The sequence below is a fragment of the Abyssisolibacter fermentans genome, assembly GCF_001559865.1.
Classification (GTDB): Bacteria; Bacillota; Clostridia; order Tissierellales; family MCWD3; genus Abyssisolibacter; species Abyssisolibacter fermentans.
Genome location: NZ_LOHE01000068.1, coordinates 23,997 through 43,557 on the forward strand (window position 1 = coordinate 23,997; position 19,561 = coordinate 43,557).

At 27.8% G+C, this 19,561-nt stretch carries 17 protein-coding genes and 1 other annotated feature; of the genes, 12 read left to right on the forward strand and 5 right to left on the reverse strand.

Annotated features, from left to right (window positions below; genetic code table 11):
• Positions 1-61 precede the first annotated feature (61 nt).
• From AYC61_RS12085 to AYC61_RS12110, 7 genes are all read left to right on the forward strand, one after another.
• Entirely contained in the window at positions 62-592 is a 531-nt protein-coding gene (locus tag AYC61_RS12085) for a ribonuclease FAU-1 family protein (RefSeq protein WP_162265463.1), read from the forward strand.
• 122 nt (positions 593-714) lie between these two features.
• Complete coding sequence (locus tag AYC61_RS12090) at positions 715-1,320, forward strand: hypothetical protein (protein ID WP_066502573.1); 606 nt, start codon at positions 715-717, stop codon at positions 1,318-1,320.
• A 271-nt stretch (positions 1,321-1,591) separates the two neighbouring features.
• Positions 1,592-2,032 carry a VOC family protein gene (locus AYC61_RS12095; RefSeq protein ID WP_066502575.1) on the forward strand — a complete coding sequence of 147 codons (441 nt, stop codon included), beginning with the start codon at positions 1,592-1,594 and terminating at the stop codon, positions 2,030-2,032.
• Positions 2,033-2,344: 312 nt separating this feature from the next.
• Positions 2,345-2,470: a hypothetical protein gene (locus tag AYC61_RS22060; RefSeq protein ID WP_275935244.1), complete on the forward strand. Its 126-nt coding sequence runs from the start codon at positions 2,345-2,347 to the stop codon at positions 2,468-2,470.
• A gap of 316 nt (positions 2,471-2,786) precedes the next feature.
• Positions 2,787-4,667 (forward strand): ribosomal protection-like ABC-F family protein, encoded by a 1,881-nt coding sequence (gene abc-f, locus AYC61_RS12100; RefSeq protein ID WP_066502579.1) that lies wholly within the window; start codon positions 2,787-2,789, stop codon positions 4,665-4,667.
• Positions 4,668-4,865: 198 nt separating this feature from the next.
• Positions 4,866-7,472 carry an ATP-dependent chaperone ClpB gene (gene clpB, locus AYC61_RS12105; protein WP_066502583.1) on the forward strand — a complete coding sequence of 869 codons (2,607 nt, stop codon included), beginning with the start codon at positions 4,866-4,868 and terminating at the stop codon, positions 7,470-7,472.
• Between the two features lie 91 nt (positions 7,473-7,563).
• Positions 7,564-7,779 (forward strand): hypothetical protein, encoded by a 216-nt coding sequence (locus AYC61_RS12110; protein ID WP_156456450.1) that lies wholly within the window; start codon positions 7,564-7,566, stop codon positions 7,777-7,779.
• A gap of 137 nt (positions 7,780-7,916) precedes the next feature.
• On the opposite strand, the gene AYC61_RS12115 is transcribed toward AYC61_RS12110, so the two are convergent.
• Positions 7,917-9,302 carry a [Fe-Fe] hydrogenase large subunit C-terminal domain-containing protein gene (locus AYC61_RS12115; protein ID WP_066502585.1) on the reverse strand — a complete coding sequence of 462 codons (1,386 nt, stop codon included), beginning with the start codon at positions 9,300-9,302 and terminating at the stop codon, positions 7,917-7,919.
• Positions 9,303-9,483: 181 nt separating this feature from the next.
• Here AYC61_RS12115 and AYC61_RS12120 point away from each other — a divergent pair, with 181 nt between their 5' ends.
• The 3 genes from AYC61_RS12120 to AYC61_RS12130 all read left to right on the forward strand — a co-directional run bounded on the left by AYC61_RS12120 (position 9,484) and on the right by AYC61_RS12130 (position 13,043).
• The gene (locus AYC61_RS12120) at positions 9,484-10,218 is read left to right on the forward strand and encodes an NAD-dependent protein deacylase (RefSeq protein ID WP_066502588.1); all 735 of its coding nucleotides are present in this window, start codon (positions 9,484-9,486) and stop codon (positions 10,216-10,218) included.
• Between the two features lie 15 nt (positions 10,219-10,233).
• Positions 10,234-11,154, forward strand: coding sequence for a DMT family transporter (locus tag AYC61_RS12125; RefSeq protein ID WP_066502599.1), 921 nt, complete (start codon positions 10,234-10,236; stop codon positions 11,152-11,154).
• A 389-nt stretch (positions 11,155-11,543) separates the two neighbouring features.
• Complete coding sequence (locus AYC61_RS12130; RefSeq protein WP_066502602.1) at positions 11,544-13,043, forward strand: DUF92 domain-containing protein; 1,500 nt, start codon at positions 11,544-11,546, stop codon at positions 13,041-13,043.
• A 215-nt stretch (positions 13,044-13,258) separates the two neighbouring features.
• Here AYC61_RS12130 and AYC61_RS20720 read toward each other — a convergent pair whose 3' ends face one another.
• Complete coding sequence (locus AYC61_RS20720) at positions 13,259-13,435, reverse strand: H-type small acid-soluble spore protein (RefSeq protein ID WP_082759939.1); 177 nt, start codon at positions 13,433-13,435, stop codon at positions 13,259-13,261.
• A gap of 166 nt (positions 13,436-13,601) precedes the next feature.
• On the opposite strand from AYC61_RS20720, the gene AYC61_RS12135 reads away from it, so the two are divergent.
• Positions 13,602-15,932: a sensor histidine kinase gene (locus AYC61_RS12135; protein WP_066502605.1), complete on the forward strand. Its 2,331-nt coding sequence runs from the start codon at positions 13,602-13,604 to the stop codon at positions 15,930-15,932.
• Between the two features lie 511 nt (positions 15,933-16,443).
• Complete coding sequence (locus tag AYC61_RS12140) at positions 16,444-17,493, forward strand: endonuclease/exonuclease/phosphatase family protein (protein ID WP_066502608.1); 1,050 nt, start codon at positions 16,444-16,446, stop codon at positions 17,491-17,493.
• Positions 17,494-17,532: 39 nt separating this feature from the next.
• Here the strand turns inward: AYC61_RS12140 and asnA are convergent, their stop codons facing one another.
• The 3 genes from asnA to AYC61_RS12155 form a co-directional block, all read right to left on the reverse strand.
• Entirely contained in the window at positions 17,533-18,546 is a 1,014-nt protein-coding gene (gene asnA / locus AYC61_RS12145; protein WP_066502611.1) for an aspartate--ammonia ligase, read from the reverse strand.
• Positions 18,547-18,645: 99 nt separating this feature from the next.
• Positions 18,646-18,895 (reverse strand) — a binding site (T-box leader).
• A 56-nt stretch (positions 18,896-18,951) separates the two neighbouring features.
• On the reverse strand, positions 18,952-19,266 hold the full coding sequence (locus AYC61_RS12150) for a YbjQ family protein (protein WP_066502615.1): 315 nt from the start codon (positions 19,264-19,266) through the stop codon (positions 18,952-18,954).
• The gene (locus AYC61_RS12155) at positions 19,247-19,462 is read right to left on the reverse strand and encodes a hypothetical protein (protein WP_066502618.1); all 216 of its coding nucleotides are present in this window, start codon (positions 19,460-19,462) and stop codon (positions 19,247-19,249) included. Before AYC61_RS12155 ends, AYC61_RS12150 begins: the two co-directional genes overlap by 20 nt.
• Positions 19,463-19,561: the final 99 nt, after the last annotated feature.

A 19,561-nucleotide genomic window follows, 5' to 3' on the forward strand; every position in this document is an offset into this window, starting at 1 on the left:
AGAAATTACTTGTTTTAAAAATGAATTGTAACGGGGTGTTTACGACATAATGGAGAAAAATATGAAAAGAAAATATTTAGATCGTTTAGACTGGAAAAGGGTAATACAAAGAAGATATATAGAAAAATTTATAGATGATAAATATTTTAAAGGTTATTTATCGCTTTTATATATTGATAAAGCACGAGAACCACTAGTCGTTAATATAAATCGAAAGGAATTAATATTAGTTAATGATGGATATAAATGGATGCAACATATGCCAATAAACAAACATTATGCCGTAACAACTATGATAGATAATAACAATAAAATAATACAGTGGTATTTTGATATAATTAAAAGAAATGGAATTGAAGATGGTAGAGTTTATTTTGATGATTTATATTTAGATATTGTTCATTTACCATCAAAAGAAACACTATTGTTGGATGAAGATGAATTGAAGGATTCGCTTGAAAACAGGATTATCACTGAAGAAGATTATTGCTTAGCCTATGATGAAGCAAATAAGTTACTAGCTGAGATAGAAAGAGGTGAAAATCATATTATCAATCGTAGTATGGTGTATTTAGATAATATAATGAAATGAAACAGAATATAATTTTATGGAAAAGGTCTGGTTTACATTATTGACACCACTGGTATACAGAATTAATATTTTATCCCACAGCAGATAGTATGAGCATCAATATATCTTATAGGGGGTGTGCAATGCCTAACAAATTTAAAATTATGAGTATAATATTAATCATGATACTAATTTTCACAGGTTGTTCTAAAGCAGAAATAACAGATGAGAATACTGTTAAGGTTTCAAGCAGTAAGCTTTTTGAAGGTGAAGCGAGGAAATTACAGCCGCATATGGGATTAATCACAGGATGTGCTAAAATAAAATATAATGGAGACAAGGACTTCATTGGCTGTAAATATCAAATTTGGGAAAATGGAAAAGTAGCTGAGACTAATTGTATATTTTCAATGAGAATTGATGGAGAGTTTGACGGTGAAATTAGTTTATCTCTAAAAGAATTAATAAATAATGAATTAGAGCGATCGGAAGATATGATTATGACTACAGCTATGGGAAATGAAAACGGGTATAGTAGTTCTGTAATGTATCTAAAAAGATTTGATTCTGATTATGGTTACTCACCATGTGAGTTAACTGATGAAATTGTTACAACAGATGATACTGAAATAAGTGTATGGGGATTAATGGCAAGTGATGATGAGGTTTATAGTCAGGAAGAAAGTATTGAAAAAACAGCTGAAATGATGGATTGGGCATTAGTACTAAAAGTTTATTTTAAGGATTAATTATGTATTCTTCTAAAGTTATGTAAGTAATAGCGTATAAAACTCTAAGGGTATTACAAAAGAGGCTTTAGAGCTGAAATGACAAATAAGTCTGTACAAAGACATTAACAAGATGATTAAATGAGTTAGCAAAAAATAATCATTTAATTTTTTATTTATATTACAATAAATTTTAAAATAGAGATTTGGAGTTAAGGAATAGCATGCATATAATAAATTTCAAAAATAATCACACAAAGAAATAAAATTACGTTTGATGGAGGATTAGTATATGTTAAAATTAGGTTCTACTTATCTAATAGTAAAGGATTTTGAAAAGTCAATTGCATTTTATGAAGCTTTATTACAAATGAAAGTATCTTCTCAGAATTATAATAGATGGGCACAATTTGATTTTGGAAGCTGTATTGCTTTATATAATCCAGAATATGATAAAGAGCTAATTAAACAGGGAGAAAATTTAGAAACACATTACAGCAATGAATATCTTACATATTATAAAAACAGAAAAATTCAATATGGTAACAATTTTGTATTAAATTTTTATGTAGATGACCTTAATGCAGAATATGAGCGAATTAAAAAACTAAACATAGGTGAAGTAACAGAAATTCTATACTTGAATATTGCCTCACCATATTACTATTTTTTTGTGGATGACCCTGATGGAAATACAATTGAGATAACAGGTAATTACAATCAAGGAGTATGATGTGGATAAAGTTTAGTACGGAACTATCCTGTTGAGTTCAAGGTAATTTGTGAGCAAAATATTGAGATTGTTTATCTTATAATTGATAGTGAAGATACTGCAAAGGAAATGTATAAAAAATATGGTTTTAAAGAAGCAGGAGAAAAGACAGAGCTATTTTTTGATTTAAAATAGTTTAAATATAAACGTCGCTTGACTTAAAGAGAATATTGACTTTTTATAAGAGTGATTAAGGATTGAGTAGAAAAAATAATTTGGCAAATATAATTATTTATGTTAAAATGGATATAGTATTATTAAGGAGGTGTAATGGTGAATACTCAGAATTTAATTAATATATGTTTGGATATGAAAACTACAAACTTTACTATCGCATTTACTGATGTTAGTTACAAGGGAGTAGTACGTCCAAAATTGAATATATTAAATTATGAGTAAATCATCTTTACCGATAAAATTTTTTATTGAATGATAATCCGGATTTACTGTCCGGATTTTTTTAAGCTAAAAACTCAAATCTTAATTTGGTTGAGTTGCTTGCTCCTAGGAAGGTACTGAGTAGGAGTCTATTGTTTATATATGCGGTATAATTGACCAAAAGTCAGGTGAAGAAGATTTCATCTGGCTTTTTTTGTTTGCAGGCAGTTAAAGCTATGATTTAAAGCAAGAAGGAACTGAGTAGGAGATTTAATTGAGCAAAGAAACCAAATTATGATTTTGCAGGAGTTTCATTTATTATGGAGGTGTGTTAGTAATGATTGAGTTAAGTTTACAAGGAATATCAAAATATTATGGAGCAGTAAAAGTATTGGAAAATATAAGTTTTGAGTTATATTCAGGCGACAGGGTTGGAATGGTTGGTAGGAATGGGACGGGTAAAACAACTATATTGAAAGTAATATATGGTATTGAGAATTATAATGACGGTAACTTATCTATTAGTAAAGGAAAAAAAGTTGGTTACCTAGACCAAATACCAGATTATCCTGATGATTATAAAGTTATAGATGTTTTAAATATAGCTTTTGAGGAAGTACTAAAAATAAAGTGTGAAATGGAAAAGCTGGAAAAGGATATGAGTGTAGTTCAAGATAAAGCACTAGAAACGATTATGAAAAAATATAGTGACCTACAAGTAACCTTTGAACATTTAGGAGGTTATGAAATAAGTGAGAAATTAAGCAAAGTTTGTATCGGATTTAACATTGATGAAGAATACAAGCAAAGAAAGTTTATAGAGCTAAGCGGTGGAGAAAAAACGACTGTAATTCTTGCTAAAATACTTCTAGAAAATCCAGATATATTACTTCTTGATGAGCCTACAAATCATTTAGATGTAAATTCTATTGAATGGCTGGAAGAGTATTTAAAAGATTATAACGGTTGTGTTTTGATTATTTCACATGATAGATATTTCCTTGATAAGACTGTGAATAAGATTATTGACATTGAAAATGGTAAAGCTAAAGTATATAAAGGTAATTATTCTAGTTTTATAGATGAAAAAGAAAAACAACGTAAGTTACAATTAGAAGCATATAATAGACAGCAAAAGAAGATTGGTGAAATGCAGGAGGCTGTTAAAAGATTTAGAGATTGGGGCACTAGAGCAGATAATGAAGCCATGTTTAAAAAAGCTTTTAACATGGAAAAGAGAATAGAAAAAATGGATAAAATAGATAAACCTCAAAATCATAAAAAATTAAATATCAATTTTTCTTTGAATCAAAAGAGTAGTAATGATATAGTTAGAGTCGAAGACATTGATATGAGCTATGGTGACAAAATAATATTTAAGCAAGCTGGCTTAATAGTGAAAGCTAAAGAACGTATAGGTATAATTGGTAAAAATGGCTGTGGTAAATCTACTTTGTTAAAATTAATATTAGGTGAAGAAACACCTAAAAATGGGCTAGTTAAATTAGGTTCAGGTGTGAAATTTGGATTTTTAGAGCAGGAAATTACTTTTGAAGATTCTAGTAAAACTATACTTGATTATATCAGAGAGATGTTGAAGTTAAACGAATTTAATGCAAGAAATTTATTAGCTAAATTTATGTTTTACAAGGATGATGTTTTCAAAAAAATATCCACTCTATCAGGTGGCGAAAAAGTCAGATTAAAACTATGCATTATGCTTGAGCAGGATGTAAATACGTTAATTCTTGATGAACCTACAAACCACTTAGATATTGAATCAAGAGAAATGCTTGAAAATGGTCTAAGTTCATTTGAAGGAACTATTATTTTCATATCGCATGATAGATATTTTATAAATAAGATAGCTAATAAAATAGCTGAAGTAAATAATTATAAATTAAAAGAATATCTAGGTAATTATAACTATTATAACGAGAAAAAAAGTGCAGTTAAAGAAATTAAAGAAACGAAAAAGAAAAAAACTACTGTTAAAGAAAGATCGAACGAAGATAGTAAGAGGAAAATTAAACTTAGAAAATTAGAAAAGATGGAAAGTTTAATACAAGAACATGAAAATAAAATTATTTTTAAAGAGAAAGAAATGAAATCATATGCAAGTGATTATGAAAAACTAGAACAAATTTATAAGGAAATAGAAACTTTAAAAAATGAACTAAATGAGTTAATGAATGAATGGATTGAGTTAAGTTCATAGGTTTAATATAATAAATTTTTTAAAAAAAAGTAATAAACAAAATCTAAGAAAAAACTGATTGTTTACAGGTAATACAATACTAAAAAATTATTGGTATTAATTGTATTGAAAACTGCAAGTTATAGTAGTATATTATTTAATATAAATAAGTAGTAATATAGATGTGTTAATACAAAAATAATGAAAGGAGATTTTCTTATGAATTTAAAGGATTTTACTCAAAAATCTATCGAAGCTATACAAAATGCAGAAACTATAGCAAGCACATATGGGAATCCGGAAATATATCCGGAGCATTTGACTCTTTCTTTAATCAAGCAAGATGATGGTTTGGTTCCTAGATTATTGACGAGAATGGGAATTAGTCCTGATACTCTGATAAAAAAAATTGATAATATAGTTAATAGAAAACCTCAAATATATAATCAGACTCAACAGTTAAATAAGACATATATAAATAATGATACCGCTAATATGTTATTAAAGGCGAGAGAAGAAGCTCAAAACATGAAGGATGAGTATGTATCGGTTGAACATATATTTATGGCAGTAGTAGATAACTGTAAAGGTGAGTTAAATAACGTTTTTACAAAGATAAATGTAAACAGACAGACAATATTTAATAATTTACTTCAAGTGAGAGGTAATCAGAGAGTTACAAGTGATAATCCCGAAGATTCTTATGAAGCTCTCCAAAAATATGGACAGGATTTAGTAGAAAGAGCTAAGAAAAATGAACTTGATCCTGTAATAGGTAGAGATTCTGAGATAAGGCATGTGATAAGGATTTTATCTCGCAAGACCAAAAATAATCCTGTGTTAATAGGAGAACCTGGTGTTGGTAAGACTGCTATTGCTGAAGGATTAGCTCATAGGATAGTAAAAGGCGATGTTCCAACGAGTCTAAAGAACAAAAAAATATTTTCATTAGATATGGGTTCGCTTGTTGCTGGTGCTAAATTTAGAGGAGAGTTTGAAGAAAGATTAAAAGCTGTGCTTAATGAAATAAAAAGCAGCAACGGGAAAATAATTATGTTCATAGATGAGTTGCATTTAATAGTTGGTGCCGGTAAAACTGAAGGAGCTATGGATGCAGGTAATATATTAAAGCCAATGCTTGCTAGAGGAGAGCTTCATTGTATTGGAGCTACAACATTAGATGAGTACAGAAAATATATTGAAAAAGACCCAGCACTGGAAAGAAGGTTTCAGCCAGTTTTGGTAGATGAACCAACTGTTGAAGATACTATTTCAATTCTTAGAGGTCTAAAAGAAAGATATGAAAATTTTCATGGTGTTAAAATAACTGATACTGCTTTAGTATCATCAGCTTTATTATCACATAGATACATTACAGATAGATTTTTACCTGACAAGGCAATAGATTTAGTAGATGAAGCTTGTGCTATGATTAAGACAGAGCTCGAATCAATGCCTTCTGAGTTAGATTGTATAGCTAGGGATATTATGAGAATGGAGATTGAGGAAGCTGCACTTAAAAAAGAAGATGACAAATTTAGTAGAGATAGGCTTTCAAAACTTCAAAAAGACTTGGCTGAGTATAAACATGATTTCTCTTCTATGAAAATGAAATGGGAAAATGAAAAAAATGCTATTAGTAGAGTTCATAATGTAAGACAAGAGATTGAAAACTTAAACAATGAAATAAATAAAGCAGAAAGAGAATATGATTTGAATAAAGCTGCTGAACTCAAATATGGAAAGCTTCCTGAATTACAAAAGAAACTTGAAGATGAAGAAAAAGAGCTTGACAAATTGAAAACTGGGCAGGCACTTCTTAGAGAAGTTGTTACTGAAGAAGAGATATCAAAGATTATATCCAGGTGGACTGGTATTCCATTATCAAAATTAATGGAAAGTGAAAGAAATAAGCTTTTAAATCTTGAGAATATATTACATCAGAGAGTTATTGGTCAAGATGAGGCTGTGCAAAAGGTTTGTGATGCTATAATAAGATCAAGAGCAGGAATAAAAGATCCAAGAAGACCTATAGGTTCGTTTATATTTCTTGGTCCAACTGGTGTAGGTAAAACAGAACTAGCTAAAACTATCGCTGAGGAATTATTTGATACAGAAGATAATTTAATTAGAATTGATATGAGTGAATACATGGAAAAACATTCAGTAGCTAGGCTTGTTGGGGCACCTCCGGGATATATAGGTTATGAAGAAGGAGGACAATTAACTGAAGCGGTAAGAAGAAAGCCTTATTCAGTAATACTATTTGATGAAGTTGAAAAAGCTCATAATGATGTTTTTAATATTTTACTGCAAGTATTAGATGATGGAAGAATAACTGATTCTCAAGGTAGGTTAGTTGATTTTAAAAACACAATTATTATTATGACTTCAAATATTGGATCACAATTCTTGTTAAATGGTATTAATAAAGAAAGCGAAATAGATTTTGCAGCTAGAGATAATGTAATGAAAAATTTAAGAGCGCATTTTAAACCTGAGTTTCTAAATAGAGTTGATGAGATAGTTTTATATAAACCATTAAGTAAAAAAGAATTATTTAAAATACTTGATATAATAATAGGTGATGTACAAAAAAGACTAGAAGATAAACAGCTAAAGATAGAACTTGATTTAGAGGCTAAAGAATTTATACTTGATAGTGCATATGAACCAGCTTATGGAGCAAGACCATTAAAGAGATTTGTACAAAGTAAAATTGAAACATTAATTGCAAGAGAAATAATTAGCGGCAGTGTAGAACATGGAGATACTTTAGAAATAACTGTTTTGGAAAATGAGTTAGAAATCAAAGCTATGCAATAAATGCAAGGCTTTAAAGAAAGAAAACTATATTTATTTAATTGTGTATATTTTTTTGAACACTAATTTTTGATTGATGTAGGAGGTAATTACATTGAAAAAATTTAACAGTTATCAGGCTTTTGGTTTGCTTTTTAGTGTTATATACTTAATTTCAATAAGATTCGGATTATTGCCAGCCATTGTAGAAGGATTTTGTGTGGGAATTGGTATTGTACTTTTATTAATAGGATTGGTTGCTTATAAGTACGATATATCTAAATTTAGAAACTGTAAAAAAAATTTCTTAAAAAAATGTTTAGGAAAATAGTATGTTAAGGGAGTGTATATTACACTCCCTTAACTATATTAAAACATAACCGATTGTTAAAATATATGTATAGAATTACAGAATTAAATAAATTGTATTGAAAACTACAAGTTATTGCATATTTTATTAATCGGAAATTATTCTTTTGTTAATATTTTAGCTACGTTTTTATTTTCTAGGATATCCTCCATGTCACTCACACCTAAAGCATCTAAAATTTTCATAACATTCATGTTATCAAATGGAGTCATAATTAAAGAATCTTCACCACTTTCATTGACTATATCTGTAGCTTTGTCTTTATCAATATTTGTTCTAGGACCACCTACACAACCACCTATACAACCCATACCTTCGATAAAGTTATAATCAACTATGGGATTTTTACTTAACTCGTCTAAAAGCTCCTTACATTGCTTGACACCGTTAACCTTTTTAGGTTTAAATTTTATTAGCCTTCTTGGTGCTATTCTGTTTACTACTGTTTTTACTGAAAAGCTTACACCACCAACTCTAGCGTAAACTCTACCTCCATATGAAGCTTGATCTTTATCATCTGATGGTAGATCTACTAAGTTTATATTTAATGTTTCAAAAACTTCTTTTAATTCACGATATGTTAAAACAAAATCAATTGCACCTTCAACACGTGGATCCTTTGCTTCAGATTTTTTAGCAACACAAGGTCCTATAAATACTACTTTAGTATTATTATCTTTATATAAATATTTAAGGATTCTTCCAGAAGCAACCATAGGAGATATAGAAAGTGACATGTGTTCATAAAGCTTTGGATACTGCTTCTCAGTTAAACTGGTCCATATAGGACAGCAACAACTTGTTAGGTAAAAATCCTCCTTTGATTTTACTAGATTGTTGAATTCTAATGCTTCTTTGATAGTTAAAATATCTGCAAAAAGTGCTACTTCAACCATGTCTTCAAACCCCATAAGCTTAAATGCAGTTCTAAGTTTGCCTAGTGAAATATTATCTCCAAATTGTCCTGCTATAGAGGGTGCTACTGCTGCAAAAATACGATGGGATTTATCTTTTAGCATGTTTACTAATGGTATGAACTCAATTTTATCTAGTATTGCGCCATAAGCACAGTCATCTATACATTTTCCACAGCTAACACATTTATTATGATCAATGATAGGACCGGGACTTCTCCTATATATATGCGACTCATATTTACATAAATTACAATCATCTTTTTTTTCGCATTTATCACATAATCCTGATATTTTATTTACTATAGGCTTTTTTACTGTATTTAGGTTAGTTACATCAGTTATTTCATTAGCAAATTCATTTTTACCGCTTGGATCTAATCCCATATTTAATCTTATATAATCTTTTATATAATTATCATAACTACTATCAAGATTATATTTACTCTTGATTTCATTAAACAATTGATCAAGAAAATTGCAATCTAATTCATTTTTCCAATGAGCATTCACTAGTTTGTTGAAGATATCCATCCTTATTTTTTTAAAGTTTACAATATTTTGATTCATAATATTCTCCTTAATATATTTTAATTATTATCCCTGATTTTTCGTACAACTTATAATAGTCTGTGATTCTATTATTTTTAACTTTATATGAATATAAATACATAAATGTCTTGAAAATATTATGTTAAGGATGTATAGTATATTTTAGAATGTGTAAATATTTAGATTGGGAAGTGATTTTATGAGTATACAGGCTCTTGTAGAAATGATTAGAGAAAGTGATAATATTGTATTTTTTGGAGGAGCAGGTACATCTACAGAGAGTAATATTCCGGATTTTAGAAGCGAAGAAGGGTTATATCAAGCTAAACAGAAATATAAGTATTCACCTGAAACCATGTTAAGCCATACTTTTTTTAAAAGAAATACAGAAGAATTTTATAGATTTTATAAAGAAAGCATGATTTATAAAAATGCTATGCCTAATGATGGACATAAAGCTCTTGTTGATTTAGAAAAGTTAGGTAAGCTTAAAGCTGTAATAACGCAGAATATTGATGGGTTACATCAATTAGCTGGGAATAAAGAGGTGTTAGAACTTCATGGATCAATACATAGAAATTATTGTACTAAGTGTAAAGAATTCTATGATTTGAACTCAATTTTGAACAGCAAAGAAGTTATACCTACTTGTAAAAAATGCGGTTCTATAATTAAACCAGATGTTACTTTATATGAAGAAGCTCTAAAAAATGAAATATTAAGTAAAGCTGTTAATTATATATCAGAAGCTGATATGCTTATTGTTGCAGGAACATCATTAGTTGTATACCCAGCAGCGGGGTTAATAAACTATTATAAGGGTAACAAATTAGTATTAATAAACAAACAAGTTACTCCATATGATAGTAAAGCCAATTTAGTTATAAATGATAGTATAGGAAAGATACTAAAAAATGTAGTTTTAACATTATAATTAGGAGAGTGTAAAATGAAAAATAATAAGGCATTGGCTACATTGGGTATAATATCTGTAGTATTAATGTGGGGAGTTTCTTTTTTATGTATTAAAGTTTCTGTAGTAGTTGTCCAACCAATGACATTAGGATTTATTAGATTTTTTATAGCATCCATATTATTAGCATTAATTGTAAAAATAAAATGTCCGAATGAAAAGTTAGAAAAAAAAGATGTTAAATACATGATGGCAGCTGGATTTATAGGAGTTACTTTATACTTTTATTTTGAAAATAATGGTGTTAAACTCCTGCCTGCTTCATCAGCGTCATTAATCATTGCATTGATACCAATTTTTACTTTAATATTTGATACTATATTTTTTAAAACAAGAATTACTTTAGTACATGGAATTAGTGTTATTGTTTCTTTAATTGGAGTATATTTATTAGTTGATATAAGTTTTAAAGATTTATTTGTCAGTAAAAGCGGTAAAGGATATCTTATGATGTTTGGTGCTATATTTTCATGGGTTGTTTATTGTATAACAACCAAACCAGTGTTTGATAAATATTCTCAAACCTTTATAGTGTATTACCAATCGTTATTTGGAACAATTCTGTTTTTTCCATTTGCACTTTTTGAAAAAAATCTTTGGTCACAGATTAACATGAACATTGTATTGAATATTTTATATCTTAGTATATTTTGTTCAGCTATAGGTTTTGTAGTTTATGTTTATTCAATGAAACACTTAGGTGTTTTTACAACATCTTTATATTTGAATATAATGCCTGTTGTAACCTGTGTTTCAAGTTATATAATCTTAAAAGAAGCTATTTATAAAAATCAAATAATAGGTGGAATTTTTATAATAGTATCTGTTTATTTAAGTAGTTGGCAAGAATATAGATTAAATAAAAAAATATTGAATAAAGAACAAAATATTAGCTAATAGATCAATTATATTTGTAATAATTTAGTTATATTACGCAAGCTTATTATAAAAGATTTGTTGAATTTTAACGAATCATTATATAAAATATAATAAGTAGGTAAATATACAAGACACAAGATATCTCTAACTATATAGGACGGGGATTAGATTTTTAACAGGCGGTGTGTGCATATCTTGTGCCTTGTTGAAACGGTGTGTTGCAATTACTACGTAATTGCTTCTGTTGTTATAACAAGGCGAAAGATGTTCCTCATCTCTAAGGTGACGAGTACCGATTAGATTTAATAGGCGGTTTGTATTATCTTGTGCCTTGTTGAAACGGTGTGTTGCAATTACTACGTAATTGCTTCCAATGTTATAACAAAATTTAAATGAGGTGTTTTAAGTTGAATGATCTTCTAGGTGTAGTATTATCTATTACATTTGTTTTTGTAATATTAATAGTTTCAGAGGTTTTAAAGAAAACATGTAAATGGAGTAATGAATCAACAAGAAAATTTGTGCATATTGGAGTAGCTCACTGGTGGGTAGTTGCAATGTATTCTATAGAAAGTATATATTATGCAATTATACCTCCTATAATTTTTGTAATTTTAAATTATGTATCATATAAGAAACAGTTAATTAAAAGCATGGAAAGAAATGGAAACAAAGCTGATTTGGGAACTGTTTATTTTCCAATATCTTTGGTAATTTTAATTGCTTTGTTTTGGAAAAACGGTTTGCTTGGTAGCGATTATAGATATATAGGTGCTATTGGTATTTTAGTAATGGGTTATGGAGATGGATTTGCAGCTATTGTTGGAAAGAAATTTGGAAATATTAAGTATTTTATATTTGGAAATGAAAAGAGTATTGAAGGTTCTTTTACAGTTTTTATTTTATCTTTTATAGTATCAGCCTTAATATTATTTAATTATAAAGGGATAGATATAATACATATAGCGATTATTGTCGCATTTTTAGCAACAATTATTGAAGCAATTACTCCTTGGGGCTTAGACAATTTAACAGTACCAATTTCTTCTTCATTAATTGTATATTATTTATTAAATATTCAAAGTGTGCATATAGAGTTATTTACAAGTCTTTCTTTAGGTTTTTTAATAAGTTCAAGCGTAGCATTTCCTGCATATTATAAAAAATCACTCAAATTAAGTGGATGTATTGGGGCAATAATATTAGGAACTATTATTTTTATGACTTCAGGAGTATTAGGAATAGTGATAATGCTGTCTTTCTTTATATCATCTAGCTTGTTAAGTCATTTTAAGAAAAATAGAAAACAAGAATGTGCTAAATTATTTGATAAGACAGGAAATAGAGATATTTTACAAGTTTTTGCCAATGGTGGAGTTGGGTTAATATATTCAATTATTTATCATTTTTCACATAATATTATACATCTAATATGTATATGTATTGCTTTTGCAGCATCAAATGCTGATACATGGGCTACAGAGCTTGGAGTACTCAATAAAACCAAACCATTTTCTTTAAGGACATTCAAGAGAGTAAATAAAGGAACATCAGGAGCAATCAGTTTATTAGGAACTTTCTCTAGCTTTATAGGGTCTGTTTTTATAGCTTTAGTTTCTATATTTTTAATAATTTATATGAATGTTGATATTGGTAATTTAAGTATTCTTAAAATATTTATTTTAATTTCTTTAGGTGGATTTTTTGGTGGGCTTATAGACTCATTTTTAGGAGCTACTGTACAGGGTGTATATTATAGTGAAGAAGAAGATAAAGAAACAGAAAAGAAAATATTTAATGGGAAAAAAACTACGCTAATCAGGGGATTTGAGATGTTTAATAATGATTTAGTTAATTTTTTAAGCATAGGTTTGTCAAGTATTTTGATATTATCTATAGTGGGATAATAATCCTGAGAAGAAAAAAATCTTATTGAAAATATATCGAAATTTGATACAATAAGTATAATGATGAAAATAATTGTAGAATATTATGTTTGGAAAAGATTATAAAGCTAATGTGAATAATAATAGTAAAATATAAACAGCTAATAAATAACAATGAGCTGTTTTATTTTAACCCAAATTATAAAAATAATTTGGGTTGGAAGTTAAAAATATTATTAGTTTTCTTTTAATTTTGTTACAGATACATTAAATGCATCATTAGTATCTAAATAATTTACATTAGCTGTATTATTTTTATTGTCTAATCTTTTTATCCAGACTGGTTTATTGTTATAGGTTACTTCTATGTTTTTTGGAGAATCGATTATTTCTCTTAATCGTTGTATTTCCATATTATTTTCCTCCTTCTACATTTGACTTATATATTATATTATTCACATTTTTTATCATTTTATAATACTTAGGAAATTACGAACTATAAAATCATGGATAAAATGAGATGATTTATAATGACAAGTATAAAAAGATATGATTATTCAATAGGAGGTATAATAGAATATGCTTAAAATTACTGTGAATTTGATTAAAAAATTGTTTTTTATATTTGTTGTCTTTAATATACTATTTGTTAGTAAGAGTTTTGTTTTTGCTATAGATGAAAAGAAGAATATTTTAATAATAAATTCATGTAGTACAAATTGCGATTATAAGATGAATAATATCATTAATTATATGCAGTCGGATTTATGTAATGATAAATACAACATACTTATTGAAAATATGAGCTTAAAAAAAATAGATAAGGAAAAATATTGCAAAATATTTCAAGAAATATATAAGAATCATGATATAAAATTCGTAGTAACTAATGATAATGAGTCTTTTGATTTTTTTAATAAATATGAAAAAGAATTTTTTAAAGATGCGCATTGTATAGCACTAAAGAATGATTTCAGTGATACATCTAATCAGTTTACAAGTGATAAAACAACATATGTTATAAGTAAATATACTATAAATAGTTTATTAGGAATTATAAATAGATTGCATCCATATAAAGATACTATTGTTATAATAGTAGATGACAATATGAACAGTTTAATATATAAAGAATTCATGAAGAAAATACATACAAACAATACTAATAAGAAATTTGTAATATTAAACAATACTAATATTAATACAATAAAAAAGACTATAGAATCATTAAATGAAAATTGTGTTTTATTATATTGTGGCGCAATAAAGAAAAATGAAAAAGAATATAATAGATTGAGTAAAGGCTTAGATATGCTAAATCAATTTATAGATATTCCAACTTACTCTATATTTCCAAGATTTATAGGTAATGGAGTAGTGGGGGGAGAAAGATCCTCTTTTGAGGATGAGGCAAAATCAGTTTGTGATATTATTGATAAAGTATCTATAGGTGAGGATATTCCAAACATTATATATAGTAAAATGGATAAAGTTTTTGATTATACAATGTTGGAAAAATATGAAATTAGTACATATATTCTTCCACAAGGCAGTGTTATAATTAACGATGAACCTAGATTTTATACAATACACAAGACATCTGTATTTTGTTTTTTTATATTTATAATAATAGTATTGACTATAATAATTATGATTTTGTTAGAAAGTATTCAAAAACAAAAAATATCAGATGAAGCTTTGAAAAATAGCGAAGAATTGAATAGAAAAATAGTAAATCTATTACCTGATGGTGTATTAATATATGACAGAAAAAAAATATTGTATTCAAATAAATCAGGCTTGAAGTTATTAGGAGCAAAGAGTATGGATCAATTGGCTCAGTATGATATGAGAAAGTTTTTTGATATAGATGACGAAGGATTTATTTCTAGTAATTTAAAGGAATATTTATCTAATGAGCATATTATCAGTTATATGTTAGAGCATAAGTTGATTAGATTAGATGGTGAGGAAATACATGTTGAATCTAATATATTAAAGTTTGACATGAATAATGAAAAGACAGTTTTAGTTTTTTTTAGAGATGTAACTGAGCTGAAAAAAGCTGAAAGTTTAAAGAAAAGAATTGAATTTGAAGAAAAGCTTAGAAAGGAAGCTATTGAATATGATAAGCTTAAAACTGAGTTTTTTGCAAATATATCACATGAGCTTAGAACACCACTTAATTTAATATTTAGCAGTATACAATTAATAGATGTTATAAATAAAGAAAACGAAAAATTGATAAAGCCAATCCAAATAGTAAAACAGAATTGTTTTAGACTATTAAAGCTGGTTAATAATTTAATAGATATTACAAAAATGGATAGTGGGTATTATGAGGCAGAATTACAGAATATTGATATAGTTAATACTATTGAAGACATAGTTTTATCGGTGGCTGATTATGTAAAAAGCAAAAATATTAGTTTGATATTTGATACTGATATAGAAGAAAGAGTAATAGCTTGTGATCCTAATATAATAGAACGTGTAATGTTAAACTTATTATCTAATGCAATTAAATTTACTGATTTAGGTGGAGATATTAGTGTTAATTTGTATAATAAAAATGATAAAATTATTGTTTCTGTTAAAGATACAGGGATAGGTATACCTAATGATAAAATAAATAAGATATTTAAAAGATTTAGACAAGTTGATAAAACGTTTACTAGAAATCATGAGGGAAGTGGAATAGGATTATCATTAGTAAAATCTTTAATTGAAATGCAAGGAGGGAATATAAAAGTAGATAGTGTGTTTGGAGAGGGTAGCTGTTTTACATTTGAATTACCTGTTAGTATTATTAAAAATAAAGGTATTAATAGAGATGATGATAGGACTAATAGATATATTGAAAAAATGCAAATAGAATTTTCAGATATATATAAAGATGATTTGTATTAAGCCATTTCTTTTTTATTACTGAGATATTAATTAATATAAAGTGTTGTAGATAGTGAAGCTTACATTTGGTAGGCTTTATTTTTATGAATTAATTATCAAACTAAATCAACAACTTTTATACAAGTAACTCATAAATCAAAATATGGTTTAATAATATGTAAATAGGATATTGAAATAAATAGGTAGTTGCAAAATACAAATTTAAAAAATGTGGATAACTTTAATGTTTTAGCTCATAAGTTTTTGGTGAGGGGACCCATCTCATAATCTTTGACGGTTCCGACAAGAGCCCATTTCTTATGATTTAAGTTAGAGCGATGGAGAAACGAACTCTTGAAGTCACGCTTTCAAAGAAACATGAGATGGTTCCCTAGTAACTATATTGGTTTTTGTTACAACTGTTTTATGGGAGAAACTGAATTACTTCATAGCATGTAAACATTGAATTTATGCATAGTGTAGAGTTTTGCAATTAACTATATTGAAATAAATCCAAGGGGGATTAATTAATATGCGTAATAATATAGTTAGGATAGCTATAATAATTATACTAATTTTCATATTATTGATAACCTATTTTTCATATTATGATTATAAGCCTAATATTGTAGAAAAATCAAAAATAATAAAAGATCAAAGTATTAATAAAGAACTTGATAAGACAGTAATAAATTTATTAATATGGAATATAGGCTTTGGTGCATTAGGAAGTGAAGTGGATTATTTTACTGCTGGAGGTAAAATGTCTGTGGCTAATAGTAAAGAATATGTTAAAAAGAACTTAGACGGGATAGTCAATCTGATGAAAGCAAAACGTATAGATTTTTATTTACTACAAGAGGTTGATATTCTTTCAAAGAGATCATGTTATATTGATGAATATAAATTTTTGATGGATGTTTTTAAAAAGAGCAATAGTGTTTTTGCATCAAATTATGTTGTTAAATATATTCCATATCCTTTTTTTAATACGCTAGGAAAGGTTACATCAGGACTTGCAACTTTAAGCAAATACAATATTGATTGTGCATATAGATATACTTTACCAGGGAATTATATATGGCCAGTAAGAACAGTGATGCCAGATAGGTGTATTTTAGTTACTGAGTGTAATATCAAACATACTGATAAAAAATTAGTTTTAATTAACATACACAATTCAGCATTTGATAGTAATGGGAAATTAAGGAAGCAACAAATAGGATTTATAAAAAAATATATGCTTGAAAGATATAAACAAGGGAATTATATTATAGTTGGTGGAGATTGGAATTTTATATTTGACAAAAAACCTAGAGCACATGTATTAAAAACTGATGAATTTATACCCTATGAGTGGAAGCCAACTGATTGGAAATGGGCAGTGGACTACAAAATACCAACTAACAGAAAATTAAGTGCACCATATAGTAAAAAGCTAACTAGAGTTAAAATAATTGACGGATATTTAGTATCTCCAAATATTGATATTGTAGAAGTAAAAGGAATAAATCATGAATTTAAATTTTCAGACCATAATCCTGTATATATGAAAGTGAAATTAAAAGAAACATCATTTTGAAACACCCCTAAAGAGACTGTTTCAAAATGATGTCTATAATTATAGTAAAACAATATTATTTTTTAAGCAATCTTCAATCATTTCTTTAGGCCATATAGAAGCTTGTACTTCGCCAATATGAGCTTTTCTTAAAAAGAACATACATATTCGTGACTGTCCTATACCTCCACCAACAGTGAAAGGAAGTTCTTCATTCATTATCATATGGTGGAACTTAAACTTTAGCCTTTCTTCACAATGTTCAGCTATTAACTGTTTGCTTAGTGCATCTTTATCAACACGTATACCCATAGAAGAAAGCTCTAAACCAATTTCTAATACAGGAAACCAAAAGATAATATCTCCATTTAAATCCCAATCATCATAATCAGGTGATCTACCATCATGTTTCTTTCCAGATTTCAATTTACCACCTATTTGCATAATAAAAACTGCACCTTTTTCTTTAGCTATAGCATTTTCTCTTTGTTTGGGAGTTAAATCAGGATACATGTCTTCCAATTCCTGTGTTGAAATAAAGAATATTTCTTCTGGAAGAATACAGCCTAGTTGAGGATATAAGCCAGAGATATATTTTTCTACATCCTTAAAAACATCATATATGGTATTAACAATACTTTTAAGTTTATCAGTAGTTCTATCTTCTTTTTTTATTACTTTTTCCCAGTCCCATTGGTCAACGTATATAGAATGTATATTATCCAAATCTTCTTCAGCTCTTATAGCATTCATATCTGTATATAAGCCTTCTTCAGTTGTAAAATTATATCTGTATAAAGCCATACGCTTCCATTTAGCTAAAGAATGTACAATTTCAGCTTTAATGTCATTACAACCCTTAACATTAAAAGATACTGCTTGTTCTGTTCCATTTAATGCATCATTTAACCCAGTAGACTGTCTTACAAATAATGGTGCAGACACTCTTGTTAAATTCAATTTTTTACTAAGTTCTGCTTGAAAGTGATCTTTTAATTTTTTAATTGCAACTTCTGTTTCTCTTAAGTCTAATGTCTGTTTATAATCTTTTGGTAATATTAAACTTTTATCCATTGTAAAACCTCCTATGTTTATAAAGTTATGAACTAAAATCTACTATTCTTTTTCGAGGTTGATTTTTAGGTAAAATAAAAAAGCCTTTCATTCCTAATATATAGGGACGAAAGACTTGACTCACGCGGTACCACCCTTGTTGTATAAAACCACTCAACCAATACAGAATAAATCGATATTGTCCAATTTGTAACGGATTGGTCCCGGCTAAGTCTACTCTCTGATCTATATCAGATTTCGGTTAGCAGCTCTGAGATGTTTTTCAATTTAGGTTTAGTATCGAACTTTCACCAACGTCGACTCGCTAAAACTAACATTCTAAATCTACTCTTCTCTTCATTGCTTTTACACTTTAATATAGTAAGTATACAATTAATAATTATATATGTCAATAAAAAAATGATATTAGTCTAATTTTACTGCTGTACCATAAACTAGTATCTCTGCTGCACCCTGCATAACAGCAGATGTTGAATATCTTAAGTTTATTATTGCATCAGCTCCAAGAGCATTTGCTTCTTCAATCATTTTTGAAGTTGCTATCTGCCTTGATTCATCTAACATCTGGGCATATTCACTTAACTCACCACCAACTAAATGTCTAAAACCAGATACGATATCTTTACCTATATGCTTCGCGCGAATTGTACTACCTTTAACAAGCCCTAAGGTTTGAGTTATGTTTTTTCCTGCTATGAAATTAGTATTTACTATAATCATCTTTATCTTCCTCCTTTTTTTTATTTTTTCTGTCTATTATTAAGCTTATGAGTAATCCAATTGATGAAATGATAAGTACATATAAAACAAATTTGAGATATTCTACTAAAGAATAAATACCTATTAAAGGCATTAGGCTTATTATTAATATTGCAGATAAACATGCTACTAAAGTCCAACTAAAAAAATTAATCATATATACCTCCTAAGAAACCCCAATGAATAGTATTTAATTTACAATGAATAATTTGGTTTTAATTAAAGATATTAGTTATTCACTATTATAACATAGTAT

What these genes read in the sequence shown, in the direction of transcription:
- AYC61_RS12085 (WP_162265463.1), top strand. Translation starts at nt 62, where the DNA reads ATGAAAAGAAAATATTTAGATCGTTTAGACTGGAAAAGGGTAATACAA.
- AYC61_RS12090 (WP_066502573.1), top strand. Translation starts at nt 715, where the DNA reads ATGCCTAACAAATTTAAAATTATGAGTATAATATTAATCATGATACTA.
- AYC61_RS12095 (WP_066502575.1), top strand. Translation starts at nt 1,592, where the DNA reads ATGTTAAAATTAGGTTCTACTTATCTAATAGTAAAGGATTTTGAAAAG.
- abc-f (WP_066502579.1), top strand. Translation starts at nt 2,787, where the DNA reads ATGATTGAGTTAAGTTTACAAGGAATATCAAAATATTATGGAGCAGTA.
- clpB (WP_066502583.1), top strand. Translation starts at nt 4,866, where the DNA reads ATGAATTTAAAGGATTTTACTCAAAAATCTATCGAAGCTATACAAAAT.
- AYC61_RS12115 (WP_066502585.1), bottom strand. Translation starts at nt 9,302, where the DNA reads ATGAATCAAAATATTGTAAACTTTAAAAAAATAAGGATGGATATCTTC.
- AYC61_RS12120 (WP_066502588.1), top strand. Translation starts at nt 9,484, where the DNA reads ATGAGTATACAGGCTCTTGTAGAAATGATTAGAGAAAGTGATAATATT.
- AYC61_RS12125 (WP_066502599.1), top strand. Translation starts at nt 10,234, where the DNA reads ATGAAAAATAATAAGGCATTGGCTACATTGGGTATAATATCTGTAGTA.
- AYC61_RS20720 (WP_082759939.1), bottom strand. Translation starts at nt 13,435, where the DNA reads ATGGAAATACAACGATTAAGAGAAATAATCGATTCTCCAAAAAACATA.
- AYC61_RS12135 (WP_066502605.1), top strand. Translation starts at nt 13,602, where the DNA reads ATGCTTAAAATTACTGTGAATTTGATTAAAAAATTGTTTTTTATATTT.
- AYC61_RS12140 (WP_066502608.1), top strand. Translation starts at nt 16,444, where the DNA reads ATGCGTAATAATATAGTTAGGATAGCTATAATAATTATACTAATTTTC.
- asnA (WP_066502611.1), bottom strand. Translation starts at nt 18,546, where the DNA reads ATGGATAAAAGTTTAATATTACCAAAAGATTATAAACAGACATTAGAC.
- AYC61_RS12150 (WP_066502615.1), bottom strand. Translation starts at nt 19,266, where the DNA reads ATGATTATAGTAAATACTAATTTCATAGCAGGAAAAAACATAACTCAA.
- AYC61_RS12155 (WP_066502618.1), bottom strand. Translation starts at nt 19,462, where the DNA reads ATGATTAATTTTTTTAGTTGGACTTTAGTAGCATGTTTATCTGCAATA.